The sequence below is a fragment of the Bartonella sp. HY761 genome (genome assembly GCF_026743145.1).
Taxonomy (GTDB): domain Bacteria; phylum Pseudomonadota; class Alphaproteobacteria; order Rhizobiales; family Rhizobiaceae; genus HY038.
Window position 1 is genome coordinate 3,307,501 of record NZ_CP104887.1, and the last position, 17,500, is coordinate 3,325,000.

Genomic DNA, 17,500 nt, shown 5'->3' on the forward strand with positions numbered 1-17,500 from the left:
CTAGGGGTCCTCACCGGATTACCAAACCTAACCAAACTCCGAATACCTGGAAGAACTGACTAGCAGACACACGGCGGGTGCTAACGTCCGTCGTGGAGAGGGAAACAACCCTGACCACCATCTAAGGTCCCCAAGTTATGGCTAAGTGGGAAAGGATGTGAGGATCCCAAAACAACCAGGATGTTGGCTTAGAAGCAGCCATCATTTAAAGAAAGCGTAACAGCTCACTGGTCTAAATAAGGGTCTTTGCGCCGAAAATGTAACGGGGCTAAAGCCATACACCGAAGATGTGGATTTACACGTAAGTGTAAGTGGTAGCGGAGCGTTCCATAAGCCTGTGAAGGGATACCCGTGAGGGATCCTGGAGGTATTGGAAGTGAGAATGCTGACATGAGTAACGATAAAGGGAGTGAGAGACTCCCTCGCCGAAAGTCCAAGGGTTCCTGCTTAAAGTTAATCTGAGCAGGGTGAGCCGGCCCCTAAGACGAGGCCGAAAGGCGTAGTCGATGGGAACCACGTTAATATTCGTGGGCCTGTGGGAAGTGACGGATTGCGTAAATTGTATCATCTTATTGGATTGATGATGCAGTGAAGCAGTTCCAGGAAATAGCTCCCACATTATAGACCGTACCCGAAACCGACACAGGTGGACCGGTAGAGAATACCAAGGCGCTTGAGAGAACTATGTTGAAGGAACTCGGCAAATTGCACGCGTAACTTCGGAAGAAGCGTGACCCTTTAGCGGGCAACCGTTAGGGGGTGGCACAGACCAGGGGGTAGCGACTGTTTACCAAAAACACAGGGCTCTGCGAAGTCGCAAGACGACGTATAGGGTCTGACGCCTGCCCGGTGCTGGAAGGTTAAGAGGAGATGTGCAAGCATTGAATTGAAGCCCCAGTAAACGGCGGCCGTAACTATAACGGTCCTAAGGTAGCGAAATTCCTTGTCGGGTAAGTTCCGACCTGCACGAATGGCGTAACGACTTCCCCGCTGTCTCCAACATAGACTCAGTGAAATTGAATTCCCCGTGAAGATGCGGGGTTCCTGCGGTTAGACGGAAAGACCCCGTGCACCTTTACTATAGCTTTACACTGGCATTCGTGTCGACATGTGTAGGATAGGTGGTAGACTTTGAAGCAGTGGCGCCAGCCATTGTGGAGTCTTCCTTGAAATACCACCCTTATCTACATGGATGTCTAACTGCGTTCCGTTATCCGGAACCAGGACCGTGTATGGTGGGTAGTTTGACTGGGGCGGTCGCCTCCTAAAGAGTAACGGAGGCGCGCGATGGTGGGCTCAGAACGGTCGGAAATCGTTCGCTGAGTGCAATGGCATAAGCCTGCCTGACTGTAAGACTGACAAGTCGAGCAGAGTCGAAAGACGGTCATAGTGATCCGGTGGTCCCGTGTGGAAGGGCCATCGCTCAACGGATAAAAGGTACGCCGGGGATAACAGGCTGATGACCCCCAAGAGTCCATATCGACGGGGTTGTTTGGCACCTCGATGTCGACTCATCGCATCCTGGGGCTGGAGCAGGTCCCAAGGGTATGGCTGTTCGCCATTTAAAGCGGTACGTGAGTTGGGTTCAGAACGTCGTGAGACAGTTCGGTCCCTATCTGCCGTGGGTGTAGGAATATTGATAGGATCTGTCCCTAGTACGAGAGGACCGGGATGGACGTATCTCTGGTGGACCTGTTGTGGCGCCAGCCGCATAGCAGGGTAGCTATATACGGAAGGGATAACCGCTGAAGGCATCTAAGCGGGAAACCCACCTAAAAACGAGTATTCCCATGAGAACCGTGGAAGACGACCACGTTGATAGGTCAGGTGTGGAAGTGTGGTAACACATGAAGCTTACTGATACTAATCGTTCAATCGGCTTGATCGTTCCCATTACCTATATCCAGTTAATAAAAATGCAGAAAAATCAAAACCAGCTTCAATTCGTTCATGCCTTTCGCCGACCTGGTGGTTATGGCGGAGCGGCTGCACCCGATCCCATTCCGAACTCGGCCGTGAAACGCTCCAGCGCCAATGGTACTTTGTCTTAAGACACGGGAGAGTAGGTCGCTGCCAGGTCTGCAAAATGCATGTATGAATACTATCTCTTCACCATCAAAACACCCTTATTAATCTATCTGATCATGCTTAAATAACAACGCAAATACATCAATCAGATAATGACTTTGCTCGATCAACATCAATACTTCAAGCAAAGACTATAGGTGACGCGGGGTGGAGCAGCCCGGTAGCTCGTCAGGCTCATAACCTGAAGGTCGTAGGTTCAAATCCTGCCCCCGCAACCAATAAAACCCCTCAGCAAAATAATAGACACATTGTTTAGACATATACCATACCCCCAAAGAGCGGTCGTTGGTGGTTCTAATGCTTAAAATTGGCAATAGCTAAATTACGTTTTAATCTAGTCGCGTGATCAATAGTGATATCTTCAAGCGTTTCCATAATTGTCGGATAATGATGGTAAAAGCGAGAAGCCAATTCAAAAAATGTGCTTGGCTAAATAATATGAATGGTAAATGTCGGCATAGCTAAGCGTGTGATGCGAATATTAGCGTTTGGTAAGAGTATTTGACGCAATCCATTGGATTAAGTTGGTTTTGCTTGCTAAAAAAATTGTTTCTTTTACCATGATATTTGGCAACAGGGTTTTATTGAGTTTGTTTATCTAGCGTTGAAAATCCAAGTCAGATTGATTTCTTAACCTTTCTTATTAAGCAAGACGTTTTGGAATATTAATTCGTTTCGCTCAAAAGTTTTTTGCTAGTTTTTTTTAATGGGGTGAGGGGTGTGCAGATGTATGGTTTGGTTTTACGTATATTTGTTATAATATTGGGATCTATTGGTTTTTTGGAGCCTGCTTTCCCCGACGAGGCCTCCTCATCTGGAACGGGTTTTGCGGTTAGCAATGATGGATGGGTCTTGACGAATGCTCATGTGGTAGAGGGATGTGAACGTATCGAGGTAGTTAGTCTGGGCAAAGCTATCGATATTCGCAAGGATGGCACAAATGACTTGGCTTTGATTAAGGTCGATACAGACCTTGCCCTTAAGCCCCTTGCTTTTCGCCGAAATATTACACGCCTTGGAGAAGATATAATAGCACTTGGTTATCCGCTTGACCAAGTATTATCAGATTCAATTAAAATGACGACGGGAAATGTAAGTTCCCTTTCGGGGCTAGGAAATGATACCCGATTTTTACAAATATCTACTCCCATTCAACCTGGAAATTCTGGTGGACCAATTGTTGATAGAAGCGGTTATGTTGTTGGTATCACGACATCAGCACTGTCAAAGAAATTTTCTGATCAAATTGGGTTCACGGCTCAAAATGTAAATTTTGCGATTCGCATTATGGTTGCAGATTTATTTTTGCAGGCGCAAGGTATTACTGCACCTTATGATTTGGACGGAAAAATAGAAAATAGTGATCTCTCAACTGCTGATATTGCCGAGGCAACTTCGCCTTCGGTTTTTAAAATTTTGTGTTATACAACGCCAAAGCCGGTTGTTGAGGCTACAAATCAAACTGCCGCGCCAGCCTTTAATCCGTCGACCAATCAATCCTTTCTGATTCACCAAAACAATTATGATGCTATCGGTTTTGATTACGATATTGCACGCAATGTGAGCTATGATCAATGTACCTCTATATGTGAGCAGACAACACGCTGCGCAGCGATTACTTGGCATAAGCGTTTCCGTTCTTGCATGTTAAAAACAGATGTCGTTGCGCTTATTAAGAATAATGATGCTGCCGCGTCTTATAAGTCCTATAAGGCAAAAGATGTCTTTCTAAGCAGTTTTACTGCTTATAGCGGTTTTGATATTCCAGGCGGAGACTATGCACGCAAACAAAGATCTAATTATTTGGAATGCTTTTTGGCATGCATTGGTGATAATCAATGTAAGGCTTTTTCATATCTGCCGAAAAAGAAAGAGTGTTGGCTAAAAAACAGTCTTGGACAGCCACAAGCTATGAAAAATGTCGAATTGGGTATAAAATAGGAGGTTGGCACCTAAGGTTATGATTTGAGCATGATTTTGAGGCTATCAGTTTAACGTTTAAGTTATCCCATATCAAAGCGCTAATATTATTCTTGAAATAATGTGAATTCATTGAAATACCGGCGCACCTATATGGTGGTTTGATGACTTAAAAATTATCAGTAAATTATGGTTTTAGGTATTAGTGTTTACTTATCTTAAAAGTTTTATCATAGCTTTACGACAATTAATTGCCACTTAGCTAGGCAAGCCCCTTAAAAAATATGGTCAGGCATATTGCTGAAAAACATACCTGACCACATGATGTATTGATTGCATAATTATAGGTTTTTATGACCTTTTAAATTACTCACCTATAATAGTCGTCAATGATTTCACAGCCTTTCTTTTCAAGCTCACGGTCAATCCAAGAATAATCCCGTGTATTCTCTTCGATTGCTTTGATAATAGCTTCTTCATCAGCATGTTTTTTACGTGCCTTTTCAATCAGCGCTGGTGCCTCTTTGGGGGAAACAACAACAATGCCGTCATCATCGCCAATAATTATGTCACCGGGATGGACAACCACGCTACCAACGCTGATTGGCGTGCCAATTTCGCCTGGCCCATCTTTATAAGGGCCAGCAGCCGTAACGCCTGCTGCATAGATAGGCATATCCAATTGAGATAGAGTAGCAACATCGCGAATAGCGCCATCGATGATAACGCCCCCCAATTTTTTAGTGAGAGCTGTCCGCATCATGAGTTCGCCAGTGATTGAATTGGTAATATCACCATGAGCATCGACAACAATGATATCACCGGGCTGTGCCATATGTAACGCTTTGTGGAGCATTAAATTATCGCCTGGTCTTACTTTTACAGTAAAAGCGCAGCCTAGTAGATCGGGCGTGCTAATTTTTTGTATACGTGCATCAAGCACGCAGCTTCGATTCATTATGTCAGCGACATTGGCAACGGGAATACCACGAAAGCCTTCAATGAGTTCAGCAGCCGGGCGATTAATCTTTGTAAAAACTCGAAATCCTACATTTGTCATTTTAAATATCTTTCTTTTTGAACTGCAAGCAGCAAATGATTGTTGGTGTAAACGTTTAGAGCATTCTTAAACATTTGCGCACCAGAAATTAAAATAGACCAAGCCAACGCCAATAAGTAACTGCACATAGGCTATAAACGATGACGGCTACGGTACAGATCGGTATACCGACTTTAGGGAAATCGCTCATTTTTAATTCTCCTGTACCAAAAACAAGCAAGCTTGAGATCGTATTGTAGAATAAAAATAGAGGGAAACCGCCGATAATCATACCTGCTGGCATCGCGAGAATTATAGGGTCAATATTAGCAGCTTGCGCAACGCTAATAACGATAGGAATCAACATTGTTGTCATCTTAGTGGTGCCCATGAAGGGAATATGCAAAAATTGGACAATAAAGATAACAATAATAAGCAGACTGAGCACTGAAATAGTACTGACATTAAGGGTGCTAAATAATGTTGTTGCAAGCCAATTTGCTGCACCAGTTGAGATCAAAAGATCAGCAACGATAAAACCGCCGCCCATGATAAGCATAAATTGGAATGCTGATGACTTTGAAGCATCAGCCCAATTGACAACGCCCAATAAGAACATCAAGCAAACACCCAACAAGGCTGCGATTGTTGTGTTAATTCCCGTTAAGCTACCAGTGAGCCATAGGACGACAACCAAGAGGAAAATCATACTTGTTTTCCATTCATCTACCGTCATTTTTCCTAGGCTGGTATATTTTTCAAGGATATGCTCTTTGCCTCCAGGAATTTCATTTAGCTCTGCTTTAAATACAGTTTTGATGAACCACCATGCAAAAAATGTCATGATAAATGCTGGGGGAAAACCATACATTAGCCATTCAACATAGGAAATAGTATGGCCAGTTGCTTTGGCGATAAAGTCAGCAGTGACGGGGTTGGGCACTGTTGCAGTAAGAATACCAGCGCTAATAATTGAATTTGTAAAAGCAAGTGTTAAGAGAAGACTGACCGCAAATTTACTGCGACCTTCCTGCAGGCTGTTCTTTCTATAAATTTCAATGATTGCTATGCAGATTGGCAATAAGGCAGCAGTTCTTGCTGCTGTTGATGGGATTAAAAATGCTAAAAGAATGTTAGCAAGGGTAATACCTAGCGTGATGCGAATTGAGGTACAACCAATTTTTGACAGCAGCCAATAAATCAAGCGCTCTGCAAAGCCAGACTTTGACATTGCAGGGGCCATTAATAATGCTGCTACGATTAAAAAAATTGAAGGTGTCGAGAAATTATTTAATGCATCTTTTACAGTCATCATTTGGAATAGTACGACCACTACTGCCATAATGAGACTGCTTATTGCTAAGGGCACTGGTTCCAATGCCCATAAAACGATGATACCTGCAAATAATGCTAAAGCTTGTTGACCATTAGGTGTTAACCCTTCTGGATTAGGAAGAAAACTGATGATAAGGACAACGAGTGCGGCGATGCCGATACCTATAAATCTGGCTTTCTGTGTTTTCGCTTTTTTCTCCGCCATAGGAGTTCTCCATTTTTTGTCCTCCCGATTTAAATGTATGGCAAAAACATGGCGACGAAAAGAAATTATTTAAAATTGTAGCAAAGATTGTATTGGTTTGAAGATTTATGTTGAAAACTTTTATTTTGTGCAGAAAGAATATATCATTAATAACTAATATCTGAAATAGTAAATATTTCGCGCCTTATTTAAACACTATCTTGAATTATATTGTTGATCGCAATAGTAAAGTTAGAAAATGTCTATTGTTTGACTGATTTTTGATGTAAGTTATTGATATAATTATTGTTATATCTATTTTGGATATTAAAAAATTCAAATAAATTTTTGATAGAAAGCTTTAAGTTAAGTCTTACGCTAAAAGCACTTAGTATTTGAACCAAGTTATAGAATGCGATAAAGAGATTCTTAAATGAAGCAATTGCCTGTTATTTTACAGATCTCTCACGCTCTTTAGTGGCTATTATTGCCAGAATTTGATATAGCTCGCAAAGCGAACCAGTAGCTTACAATATTTAAAACTGCAAATATCGGTGAAAGCACCGCCGTCTATTGCGCTTGGATATATCTTTTAAGGATTATAATGCAAAAACTTTTTACCGAAGCTGAAACAGCGAGCAAAAGATTAGACCAATGGCTCGCCACCGCATTAGCTGCAGATTTTTCTAGAAGCCGTCTGCAAAGCCTTATTCAAGAAGGGGCTGTTTCTGTTGATGGCAAGGTGGTTTTAGAACCCAAGTTCAAATTAAATGGCGTTCAAGAAATTACCCTTATTTTACCAGAGCCTGTTGATCCAGAACCACAAGGGGAAAATATCCCCCTCGATATTCTTTATGAAGATGACAATTTGATTGTACTCAACAAACCACAAGGCTTGGTTGTTCATCCTGGCAATGGTAATTGGCAAGGCACTATGGTGAATGCTCTTGTTTATCATTGTGGCGATAGTCTTTCCGGCATTGGCGGCGTTAAGCGGCCAGGTATTGTCCATCGTCTCGATAAGGATACAAGTGGTGTTATGGTGGTTGCCAAAAATGATTTTGCCCATAAGCATCTAAGCGCACAATTTGCTGATCATGGTCGCACAGGTGCTTTAGAGCGGGTTTATAGTGCTATTGTTTGGGATGTACCAGCTCGTAATACTGGCACAGTAGACACCTATCTTGGGCGTTCACCCCGTGATAGAACCCGCCAAGCAGTGGTAAATGAAAGCCGCAGTGACGCTCGTCATGCCATAACCCATTTTAATGTAATTGAAAAATTTGGTGCACGCGAAGATGCTGGCGCATCGGCAAGCCTTATTGAATGCCGCCTAGAAACCGGACGAACCCACCAAATTCGTGTTCATATGGCGCATATTGGTCATCCACTGCTTGGTGACAATGATTATGGTGCGTCGGTTAAAACTAAAGCCAATCGTTTAGATGACGATGTAAGGGCGGTTGTACAAGCCTTTCCTCGCCAAGCCCTTCATGCTGGCCAATTGGCTTTTGAACATCCGCAAACTGGCGAGGTTATGCATTTTGAAGCACCAATGCCACAAGATATGCTTGAATTGGTAGAGGCATTACGCAAAATTGAAGTTGCAGCAGCTGCGCCGAAAAAATGGCAGGTAATTTAATTGCATAGCCATTAAATTTAATCATAGGATCAATTATGAAATATCAATAATGAGAACAAGTAAGTCTTATGACTTGTTTGTTCTCATTATTGACCCTACACAAATCACTGAAAATGCATGAGTCATCGCGCCATTGAAACTGTGTGATGGCTTTTAAAATGAATTTTGGTAAACTTTATGGATGATGAATCCTTGGTTGAAACTGTCAAATAAACTTTTGGCCTTGGGCAAAGACTAGATAAAATGCCATTTGCCTTTTGCAATAGATGTGGAAAATTAACACGGGCAGACATTCTAAATGCCGCATCAAATAAAAATATAGGATTTTTGAAAGTACAAAATTAGCCGTTTAAGATAAGTTAAGTCGCCAATACCAATTTTTGCTTTAGTGATTATAATTGATAGAGATCTTCAAACAAATTGGATTTATCTTATTCAATATGATGGCGATAATCAGCATAGAGGATAGTTGGCTATTATTTTGATTTTATATAGGTAAAAAGTCACTATTCAGGTTGTGAAGTGTTTCGCTTTTTAAAAATGGCCTTGAGTTGTTTGTTGTGGTTATCGACAGCGAAATCACTTTAAAATATTACAAATTGCTTTCATTAATAAAGCTTTTAAAAAGTTTAGGTAATGTAAAGGCTAGAAAAAATCATAAACGCCATTATCTACTGTTACAACCCATTGACTTTGTTTTAATTTTAGTAAATGGCTCACAAAATTCAATTCCGGAAAACCGGTGGCAGTATAAGGCTGAATGGAGAAGATCCGAAATGCAAAATAATCACAATCATGGTTATGACGACGGTGATTACACTTATGAACAGAACCATTATGAGGAAGCTCCTGATCCAAACCGCCTTGATCCAGCTGTAGAGCGAGTGCGGCGCAAGTTGATGCGCTTGATGATCGTATCAGTTACCATTACTCTTTTATTGGTTATTGCAGTGTTCATTGCGGTTATTTATAAAGCAACCCGTACACCGGACAATGCACCAACAACACAGGTAAATCAGCCTGCAGTACCTAATGATTTGAGTGTTGTGCCTTTGAATGATCCAGCTGGTCAAGCGGCAGTAGGACAAAATACTGTTGAGAGTAATCATCCAGTAACGCTGCCTGCAACCATTAACCGTGAAATTGATTTGCCTGTCGGTACTCGCATCCTATCTCACAGCCTATCTGGTGATCTTATTTCGCTTGAAACTTTAGCACCATCCGGCGGCACAGAATTGGTTATTTATAATTATAAGCAAGGAAATGTGGTTGCACGGCTGCCAATTCCGGCTAATGATATGCCATCTCCCGAGCTAAATAATAATTGACGTTAGTTTTTATGGCTTTGCTGTAATTTAAGTTTTTACGGCAAAGCTTTTTAAGTCTTCGTGTAACATAATGGCACGATGGCGTGATATTTTAAAAAATTCCATCTGCATGGTTTAAATAGCTCAAAAATTCGTCATTCGGCACCATAGAACCGCCTGTTGCCCATACAAGATGCGTGGCATTTTGTAGGTCTTGGCTATTTATATTTTGGCGTTTTAAATATTCGCGATTTTGGAGCACGAAAGAAAAGCCTGCAAAGCCTGCAGTCGCTGATGGCTCCAATTTGATGTTTTCACAGTTATAGATCTTGGCTAAATAGTTAAAGAGGGTTTTATCCTCCACTGTATAATAGCCATCAATCAGTCTTTGCATGGCTTTGCCAACAAAGCCAGATGGTCTGCCAACTGCAAGTCCATCAGCTGCGGTTTTATTGTCAATGCCAAAATCTTGGACGCTGATCTTATCATGTAGCCCAGTGTAAACGCCAAGAAACATCGCAGGTGAATGGGTTGGTTCTGCAAAAATACAATGGACATTATCGCCAAATACGGATTTTAAGCCAAAAGTAATACCGCCAGGACCACCACCTACGCCACAGGGTAAATAAACAAAAAGCGGATGCTCTGCATCAACCTTGATGCCTTGATCATCAAATTGTTTAACCAGACGCAACGCCGCAACACTATAACCTAAAAATAGATTGTGTGAGTTCTCATCATCAATAAAATAACAATTAGGATCATTTAAAGCCTGTTGACGTCCTTCTTCGACGGCTTTGCCATAATCGCTTTGGTGTTCTATAACATGTACGCCATTGGCGCGTAACTTATCTTTTTTCCATTGTTTGGCATCGACTGACATATGGACATAGGTTTGAAATCCTAGTTTGGCCCCTATAATGCCAATAGAAAGACCAAGATTGCCGGTAGAACCAACTGCAATCTTTCGATTTGACAAGAAGTTTTTTATTCGCGAACTTTCAAAAAGACTATAATCATCATCTATAGTCAAATGTCCAGCTGAAAGCACAAAGTCCTCAGCGTGCTTTAACACCTCATAAATACCACCGCGCGCCTTGACCGATCCTGATATGGGCAAGGCATTGTCTGACTTGAGCCATAATTTGCCTGAAAACGGCAATTCGCTTTGTATTTTCAAAGCCTCCTGCATTTTTTCAAGGCGCAAAATAGGTGATTCTATTATGCCATTTGATGTAATTGTTTCTGGAAAATTTTTTGCAATAAAGGGAGCAAAGCGTTGTAATCGTGCACTTGCATCATTGATATCATCACTTGTCAGTCCGACATCCGTGAGAGATTCATTAATGGTAGACGATGCCGGATTAAACCAACTGGTTGGGCGTAAGGCAATCATGTCTCTTAGTAAAGGATATTCTTGGCACCATTGATCAGTGTTTTTTGATAAGATTACCATCTTTGCCCCTTTTATGAATTTAAATATATGGCTGATACTAAGGTATTTCATAAAAAGAAAACGCTAATTCGTTTAAATTAAACGTAATTGCGGCAGCAATTATAATGTAGTTTATGAGGAAAATATGGCATTGTTTAGAGAAATATCACTTAACTAAATAATTTGATAAAAATCAAAATAAATTTCTATTTCAGTGATAATAATAAAATATAATATATTTATATATTAAAAATATCAATTATAAGATAGAATATATAGTATATTAATATTAATTCTTATATTTATAATTTAATTTATATGTAAAATAATAATTATCTAAATTTTATATTTAACGGGTTAGGTATTTTTTTATGTTAAATATGAATTGTATCATTTTAAGACAATTTATGGCAAAAAATCAAAAAAAGACCAGTTTTTCGTAAATACTAACTAAAAAAAATGTTAATTTAGTTTTTAATTATTGACGAATATAAATATTATCAATAGTCTTGTTTGCAGATCAATCAGCTTTTGACCATTCCCCCCCCCCCGCAGGTCTTCTGATTGATCTTATCTGCCCCTCATAAAGCAACTGCTTTATCTGATGAGGTAACAAGATGCAGCAGAGTTATGCCACCCCCGCCATGCTCTGCTGTATTCTTGAGGCACCTTTTAGGTGCTCTTATTATTATGGCAATATATGTTTTCATGAATATTTGTTTGTTTTTAAAATTTCATTGCGACACACGTGCATTTATACATGATGGTTGATCATTTTAGAGCAATTTTTTAAAAAAAAGACAAAGTATTATTTGTAAAAATTTTGAAATGCTAATTTAAAAATCTTTTTATATTTTGTTACAATTTGTTAATCGACTAAATCAAATAAAAATTTTAATTATCATAAATACGTCATTTATTTTTTTATATTAATACTTTTAAATATACAAAAGATTTTTATTTTGATGGAAAGGCAATGATGCGCATTACTTTAAGACAGGTTGAATATTTTATAGCTACTGCTGAAACAGGTAGCATTAGTCTTGCGTCTGAACGTGTTAAGGTTTCCTCGCCATCAATATCGACTGCGATTGCCAATCTTGAGGAAGAGTTGCAAGCAAAATTGTTCATTCGACGTCATGCTCAAGGGCTGGCTTTGACTTCAGCAGGTAAAAAGGCACTTATTCAAGCGAAAAAAATCATTGATGAAACTGAAAAACTTTATAATGTAACGGATGATGTAACAAGCCAGTTGCGCGGACAAATTGCCGTAGGCTGCATGGTGACTCTCGCGCCGATGATTATGCCGGCATTATCCAAGGCATTTACCCAACAATATGAAGCAATAACTCTCAACCAAAGCGTTGCGAATCATGATGTTTTGTTAAAAAGCATTCAAGATGGAGCGATTGATGTTGGGCTTAGCTATGATAGTTTTGTACCTGATTTTTTTGATTTTACACCGCTTGCGGATTTGCCCCCCTATCTTATTATCGCTGAAGGTCATAGCTTCGCCAATCGCGTTTCTGTTTCATTAAAAGAAATTGCTGATGAGCCTTTACTGCTTTTGGATTTGCCTCACAGTCGAGAATATTTCTTTAGTCTATTCAATCAGCAGGGGCTTTCGCCCAATATTGCTATCCGCTCACCGCACCAAGATGTTATACGCACGATGGTTGCTAATGATTATGGCTATTCTATTGCTAATGTTGCGCCACGCTCACAAATTGCACTTGATGGTAAGGTAATTCAATATATTCCTATTGCCGATGAAGTGCCTATAATGAAGATTGGTCTTTTTAGCCTTAAAAGTACGCAACACACTCAGGCAATTAAGGCTTTTTATCAGTTTTGCCAACGGAAAATAAACAGTGATCATATCCCAGGAATGGTATCCCATTTAGCTTAGTATTTTTGTTTTAAATTGGTTCAATATAGTCTACTTTGTCACTTTGGCAGAGTAGTTGTTTTGTAAGCGAAATATGGGCAGTAAAGATGCAATGCGTAATCAGAGGCGGCTAAAACTGCACTAAAAGGCTTATCGGATGCATCATCTTTCCAAGCATTAATTGAAATAACAAGATGGTTTTTGTCTTCTAAATAATCTTTAGAGTGGCATAAAAAAAGTTTTACCCATATCCCATTCAGCGTCAATATTAAGAACAAAAGAGCCGGCATTTTGGGCATTTTTTGTTCGCTGCCCCCAAGTAGTAAGCTATAAAAAATTAGAGTCTTTCTCACTGTTTAAAAGATCATCTGCCATATACCTCTAGGTAGGTCTTTATAATCTCCTTTATTAATGGCCTGTATTTTCACTTCTTCCAGTTGATGGTTTTTTAACAAATAATACAAGAACGGTTAGGCTTGCAAAAAGTAAGGTTAAAATAAAAAATGAATCGATAAAGGCCATAACCGCTGCTTGGCGGTGGACGAGTTGGTTAAGTTCCGCCAGAGCTCCAATATTGGAGGGATTTGCTGGTGTACCTAAACGCTCAGCAAGGCCGGTTAAAAACTCCATTGCTTGTGCATTGCCCCAATGGAGTGTTTCGGCTATGCGGGCAAAGTGTAAATCGCTTCGTCTCATGATTACAGTATTGATGACGGCAAGGCCTATCGCACCACCTAAATTGCGCATAAGATTAAACAAGGCGGCGGCATTTTTTATGCGGCTTGGCGGCAATGTACCAAGAGCGATATTATTGATTGGCACCATGCATAGCATCATCGAGGCACCACGCAATATTTGCGGCCAGAACAACTCCCAAAAATCCCAGTCGGCTGTCATACCTGTTACCATCCAAGTGCCAACACCAAAGCCAGCAAAACCAATGGCCATCATGAGGCGTGGATCCATCTTTTCAGAAAGAATCCCAGCAAGTGGCGCTGCAAAAAACATGGCAAGGCCAGATACAAACATGGTTTCACCGATCATAAGCGCATCGTAGCCACGGATTTGTCCCAAATAAAGTGGATATAAATAAGTCAGCCCATAAAGACCTATGCCCATAATAAATGAAAAAAGCGATCCAAGGGCAAAATTAACATCGCTAAAAGCCCTTAAATCGACAATCGGTTCTTGACTGGTAAATGCGCGCCAAAAGAATAGCACACCGCTTATCATAACCATAACAGTTAAAACGCTAACCGTTGTATCATCCATCCAGTCATTGCGTGGCCCTTCTTCTAGTACATATTCTGCACCACCTAGCAATATCGCCATGAAAATTAATCCCCACCAGTCAAATTTTGCAAAAAGTGAGGAATCGCCTTTATCAAAATCGATGAAACGCCATGCAGCAAAAGCGACTAAAATTCCAGGAATAAAATTAATCAAAAACAGCCAATGCCATGAGAAAGCATGACTCAAGTAACCGCCAATAGTTGGACCTATTGTAGGTGCAAGGGTTGCAACAAGGCCGATTAGGGGAGAAACAATGCTGCGCTTTGATGGAGGAAAAATGGTAAATGCTGCGGCAAAAACGCTGGGAATCATACCGCCGCCAAGAAAACCTTGAATAGCGCGGTAAACAATCATTTGTTCAATTGAAGTGGCGGTTGCGCAAAGCAAGCTTGCAAAGGTGAAACCAATGGCCGAAAGGGTGAAAAGCGTTCGAGTTGATAATAAACGTCCTAAAAAACCCGACAAGGGAATCATAATAACTTCTGCAATAAGGTAGGACGTTTGTACCCAAGATATTTCATCGCTGCTTGCAGATAGTCCAGCTTGAATTTCGGCTAGAGAGGCCGACACAATTTGGATATCTAGAATCGCCATAAACATGCCAAATACCATGGCAATAAACCCAAGAACGTGACGTGGGTTTATCTTGTCACTATGATCATTGGTTGTAATGGCATCAGCGCTCATAAAATTTTCACTCTATTCCAACACGAACATTTTCCAAGAGCTGATGATGTGTGGTCGCTTCAAGGTCATCGCTTTTGCTATAGGCTATTAAATATCATTATTCTGCATGAAAGTCTGTTTTTTGTTCTTAATAGATAATGCAGGTAATGCAATATTAAAAAAAATCAAGCATTCATACATGCTATTATGCGGCATATATTTTACCTCAACTAACATCTTCATGTTAAGTTTTTGGGGCTTTAATGGATATTTGGTTGTTGGTTGGTAGAGGTGTTTTTATTAACAAATAAGACAAGGGTGGTAAGCACTATAAATAATATAGTTAAAATGAAGAAGGCATCAATAAACGCCATGACGGTTGCTTGTTGGCGTACTAATAAACTCAATTGTGATAGAGCAGCAGTGTCGGAAGGATTGCCGATTGTACCAAGGCGAACCGCCAATCGATCTAAAAATTGCATTGCTTGTTCATTGCCGGCATTGAGAGTTTCTGCAATGCGGTGAAAGTGAAAATCCGATCGTTTAATAATAATGGTATTGATAATGGCTAGTCCCATCGCGCCGCCAAGATTACGCAAAAGGTTGAATATGCCAGAAGCGTTTTTTAATTTACTTGGTGGTAGTGAACCAAGCGCAATATTATTAATTGGCACCATGCAGAAAATCAGTGATGTACCGCGTAAAACTTGCGGCCAAAAAATTTGCCAAAAATCCCATTCGGCGGTGAGGCCAGTTACAATCCATGTGCCAAGAGCAAATCCACCAAAGCCGATCAGCATCATGAGGCGTAGATCGATTTTTGTTGAAAGATAGCCAGCAAGAGGCGCTGCCAAAAACATTGTAAGACCGGATACAAACATGGTTTGCCCGATCATCAAGGTATCATGGCCACGAATTTCACTCAAATATAGGGGGTAAAGATAAGTTAATCCATAAAGACCAATACCCATTACAAATGAAAAAAGCGATCCTAATGCAAAATTACGATTATGAAACGCATCAAAATCAATGATTCTATTTTTACTGGTAAAAGTTCGCCAAAAGAAAAGTACGCCGGCAATGGTTGAAATTACAATAACGGTTTTGATAGTTGAACTTTCTAACCAGTCTTTACGTGGACCTTCTTCTAAATAATATTCAGTACCCCCTAAAAACACCGCCATGAAAATTAAAGCTGACCAATCAAATTTTTTGAGAAGTGATGGATCGCCTTTGTCAAAATTGATAAAGCGCCAAGCTACTATAATAACGATAATGCCTGGAATAAGATTAACCAGAAAAAGCCAATGCCACGAGAATGCGTGGCAAATATAGCCACCAACTGTTGGTCCTATTGTTGGTGCAAAGGTGGCTACAAGTCCAATGAGTGGTGATACTATGCTGTTTTTTGAAAGAGGAAAAATTGTGAAAGCTGCTGCATAAACACTTGGAATCATGCCGCCGCCCAAAAAACCCTGCAAGGCACGATAGACAATCATTTCTTGGATTGAGGTTGCCGTTGCACAAAGAAGACTTGCAAGCGTAAAGCCAATAGCCGAAATCGTAAAGAGCATACGAGTTGACATTAAGCGCCCTAAAAAGCCCGATAACGGAATCATGATGACTTCTGCAATGAGATAGGATGTTTGTACCCAAGATATTTCATCGCTGCTTGCTGATAGGCCTGCTTGAATTTCAGCAAGCGAGGCAGAAACGATTTGAATATCCAAAAGCGCCATAAACATGCCAAATACCATGGCTGTAAAGCCAATGACTTGGCGGATATCAATTTTTTCAGCTGCCGCTGGTTCGCTGGATGCAGAACTCATGTTAAGACCAATTTTCCTTAAAGCAATCAAAAGCCGCAACTTTGTTGCCTATTTGCCGACCAATGCATCAATCTAGTTTTGTCCGCGTATCAATTATTGCATGAACACTCATACCAGCTCTAATACGGCCAGTTTTCAAAACTTCATCGGGAATGGATATGCGTACAGGGATGCGCTGAACAATTTTTGTGAAGTTACCTGTTGCATTTTGAGGGGGCAAAATAGAAAATACCGCACCAGAAGCAGGCGATAGTGACAATACCTTTCCTTCAAAGCCGTCTCCTTCAAAGCCGTCAATAGTAATGCGGGCTGTTTCGCCGCCAAAAATTTCAGCGATCTGCGTTTCCTTATAATTGGCATCAATATATAAGGCTTTATTGGGTACTAAAGCGGCAAGCTGTTGACCGTTGACTACAAGATTGCCTTTTTGGCTAGATAAGTTGCCAATAATGCCATCGATTGGAGCGCGAATAATTGTAAAGTCCAAATCACGTTTAGCTTTCGCTCGCGCTACTTGTAGTGATCGAGTAGCACTTTCTGCTTCGTTATATTGCGCTTGCAGCACCGCAATATTAGCCTTGGCAGCAGCAATTTGAGCGCTAGCACGTGTGGCATTTGCAACAGCTTGATCTAATGCAGATTGCGCAGCATCGACCATGGATTGTGATACCGATTGGCTTTGCTGTAGGGTTTGGGCACGGTTTAATGTTAAATCAGCATTGGTTTTAACTGCAATAGCAGCATCATGAGTCGCTTCAGCTTCATCAAGACTAGTACGGGCCGCATTGATTTGAGCCTTTATCCGCTCGAGTGTGCGCGTTTGTGTTACCAGTTTTGCATCTGCATCAGCTAGTGCTAGCTTATAATCGACATC

At 40.7% G+C, this 17,500-nt stretch carries 10 protein-coding genes, 1 tRNA gene and 2 rRNA genes (2 of these 13 running past the window's edge); 7 read left to right on the top strand and 6 right to left on the bottom strand.

What is annotated here, in order from left to right; all coding sequences use genetic code 11:
• The 4 genes from N6A79_RS14195 to N6A79_RS14210 form a co-directional block, all read left to right on the top strand.
• Window positions 1–1,888 (top strand): 23S ribosomal RNA (locus N6A79_RS14195) (it extends 925 nt beyond the left edge of the window).
• A gap of 76 nt (window positions 1,889–1,964) precedes the next feature.
• Window positions 1,965–2,079, top strand: a 5S ribosomal RNA gene (gene rrf, locus N6A79_RS14200).
• Between the two features lie 150 nt (window positions 2,080–2,229).
• A tRNA-Met gene (locus N6A79_RS14205) sits at window positions 2,230–2,306 on the top strand.
• A 508-nt stretch (window positions 2,307–2,814) separates the two neighbouring features.
• Window positions 2,815–4,029, top strand: coding sequence for a trypsin-like peptidase domain-containing protein (locus N6A79_RS14210; RefSeq protein ID WP_268546440.1), 1,215 nt, complete (start codon window positions 2,815–2,817; stop codon window positions 4,027–4,029).
• 349 nt (window positions 4,030–4,378) lie between these two features.
• On the opposite strand, the gene N6A79_RS14215 is transcribed toward N6A79_RS14210, so the two are convergent.
• Together N6A79_RS14215 and N6A79_RS14220 are read right to left on the bottom strand one after the other, a co-directional pair.
• On the bottom strand, window positions 4,379–5,068 hold the full coding sequence (locus tag N6A79_RS14215) for an RraA family protein (protein ID WP_268546441.1): 690 nt from the start codon (window positions 5,066–5,068) through the stop codon (window positions 4,379–4,381).
• An 88-nt stretch (window positions 5,069–5,156) separates the two neighbouring features.
• Window positions 5,157–6,587 carry an SLC13 family permease gene (locus tag N6A79_RS14220; RefSeq protein WP_268546442.1) on the bottom strand — a complete coding sequence of 477 codons (1,431 nt, stop codon included), beginning with the start codon at window positions 6,585–6,587 and terminating at the stop codon, window positions 5,157–5,159.
• Window positions 6,588–7,170: 583 nt separating this feature from the next.
• Between N6A79_RS14220 and N6A79_RS14225 the strand changes: the two genes are divergently transcribed.
• Together N6A79_RS14225 and N6A79_RS14230 are read left to right on the top strand one after the other, a co-directional pair.
• On the top strand, window positions 7,171–8,208 hold the full coding sequence (locus N6A79_RS14225) for an RluA family pseudouridine synthase (RefSeq protein WP_268546443.1): 1,038 nt from the start codon (window positions 7,171–7,173) through the stop codon (window positions 8,206–8,208).
• Window positions 8,209–8,984: 776 nt separating this feature from the next.
• The gene (locus tag N6A79_RS14230) at window positions 8,985–9,536 is read left to right on the top strand and encodes a hypothetical protein (protein ID WP_268546444.1); all 552 of its coding nucleotides are present in this window, start codon (window positions 8,985–8,987) and stop codon (window positions 9,534–9,536) included.
• 91 nt (window positions 9,537–9,627) lie between these two features.
• Here the strand turns inward: N6A79_RS14230 and N6A79_RS14235 are convergent, their stop codons facing one another.
• On the bottom strand, window positions 9,628–10,971 hold the full coding sequence (locus tag N6A79_RS14235; protein WP_268546445.1) for a D-serine ammonia-lyase: 1,344 nt from the start codon (window positions 10,969–10,971) through the stop codon (window positions 9,628–9,630).
• 955 nt (window positions 10,972–11,926) lie between these two features.
• Here N6A79_RS14235 and N6A79_RS14240 point away from each other — a divergent pair.
• Window positions 11,927–12,859: a LysR family transcriptional regulator gene (locus tag N6A79_RS14240; protein ID WP_268546446.1), complete on the top strand. Its 933-nt coding sequence runs from the start codon at window positions 11,927–11,929 to the stop codon at window positions 12,857–12,859.
• Between the two features lie 387 nt (window positions 12,860–13,246).
• Here N6A79_RS14240 and N6A79_RS14245 read toward each other — a convergent pair whose 3' ends face one another.
• From N6A79_RS14245 to N6A79_RS14255, 3 genes are all read right to left on the bottom strand, one after another.
• Window positions 13,247–14,818 (bottom strand): DHA2 family efflux MFS transporter permease subunit, encoded by a 1,572-nt coding sequence (locus tag N6A79_RS14245; RefSeq protein WP_268546447.1) that lies wholly within the window; start codon window positions 14,816–14,818, stop codon window positions 13,247–13,249.
• 239 nt (window positions 14,819–15,057) lie between these two features.
• Entirely contained in the window at window positions 15,058–16,626 is a 1,569-nt protein-coding gene (locus N6A79_RS14250; RefSeq protein WP_268546448.1) for a DHA2 family efflux MFS transporter permease subunit, read from the bottom strand.
• 67 nt (window positions 16,627–16,693) lie between these two features.
• Window positions 16,694–17,500 carry the 3' portion of an HlyD family secretion protein gene (locus N6A79_RS14255; RefSeq protein WP_182418266.1) on the bottom strand. The gene runs 252 nt beyond the window's last position, so 807 of the gene's 1,059 nt are visible here — the last part of the coding sequence; the start codon falls outside the window, past its right edge — the gene reads right to left on this strand; it ends in the stop codon at window positions 16,694–16,696.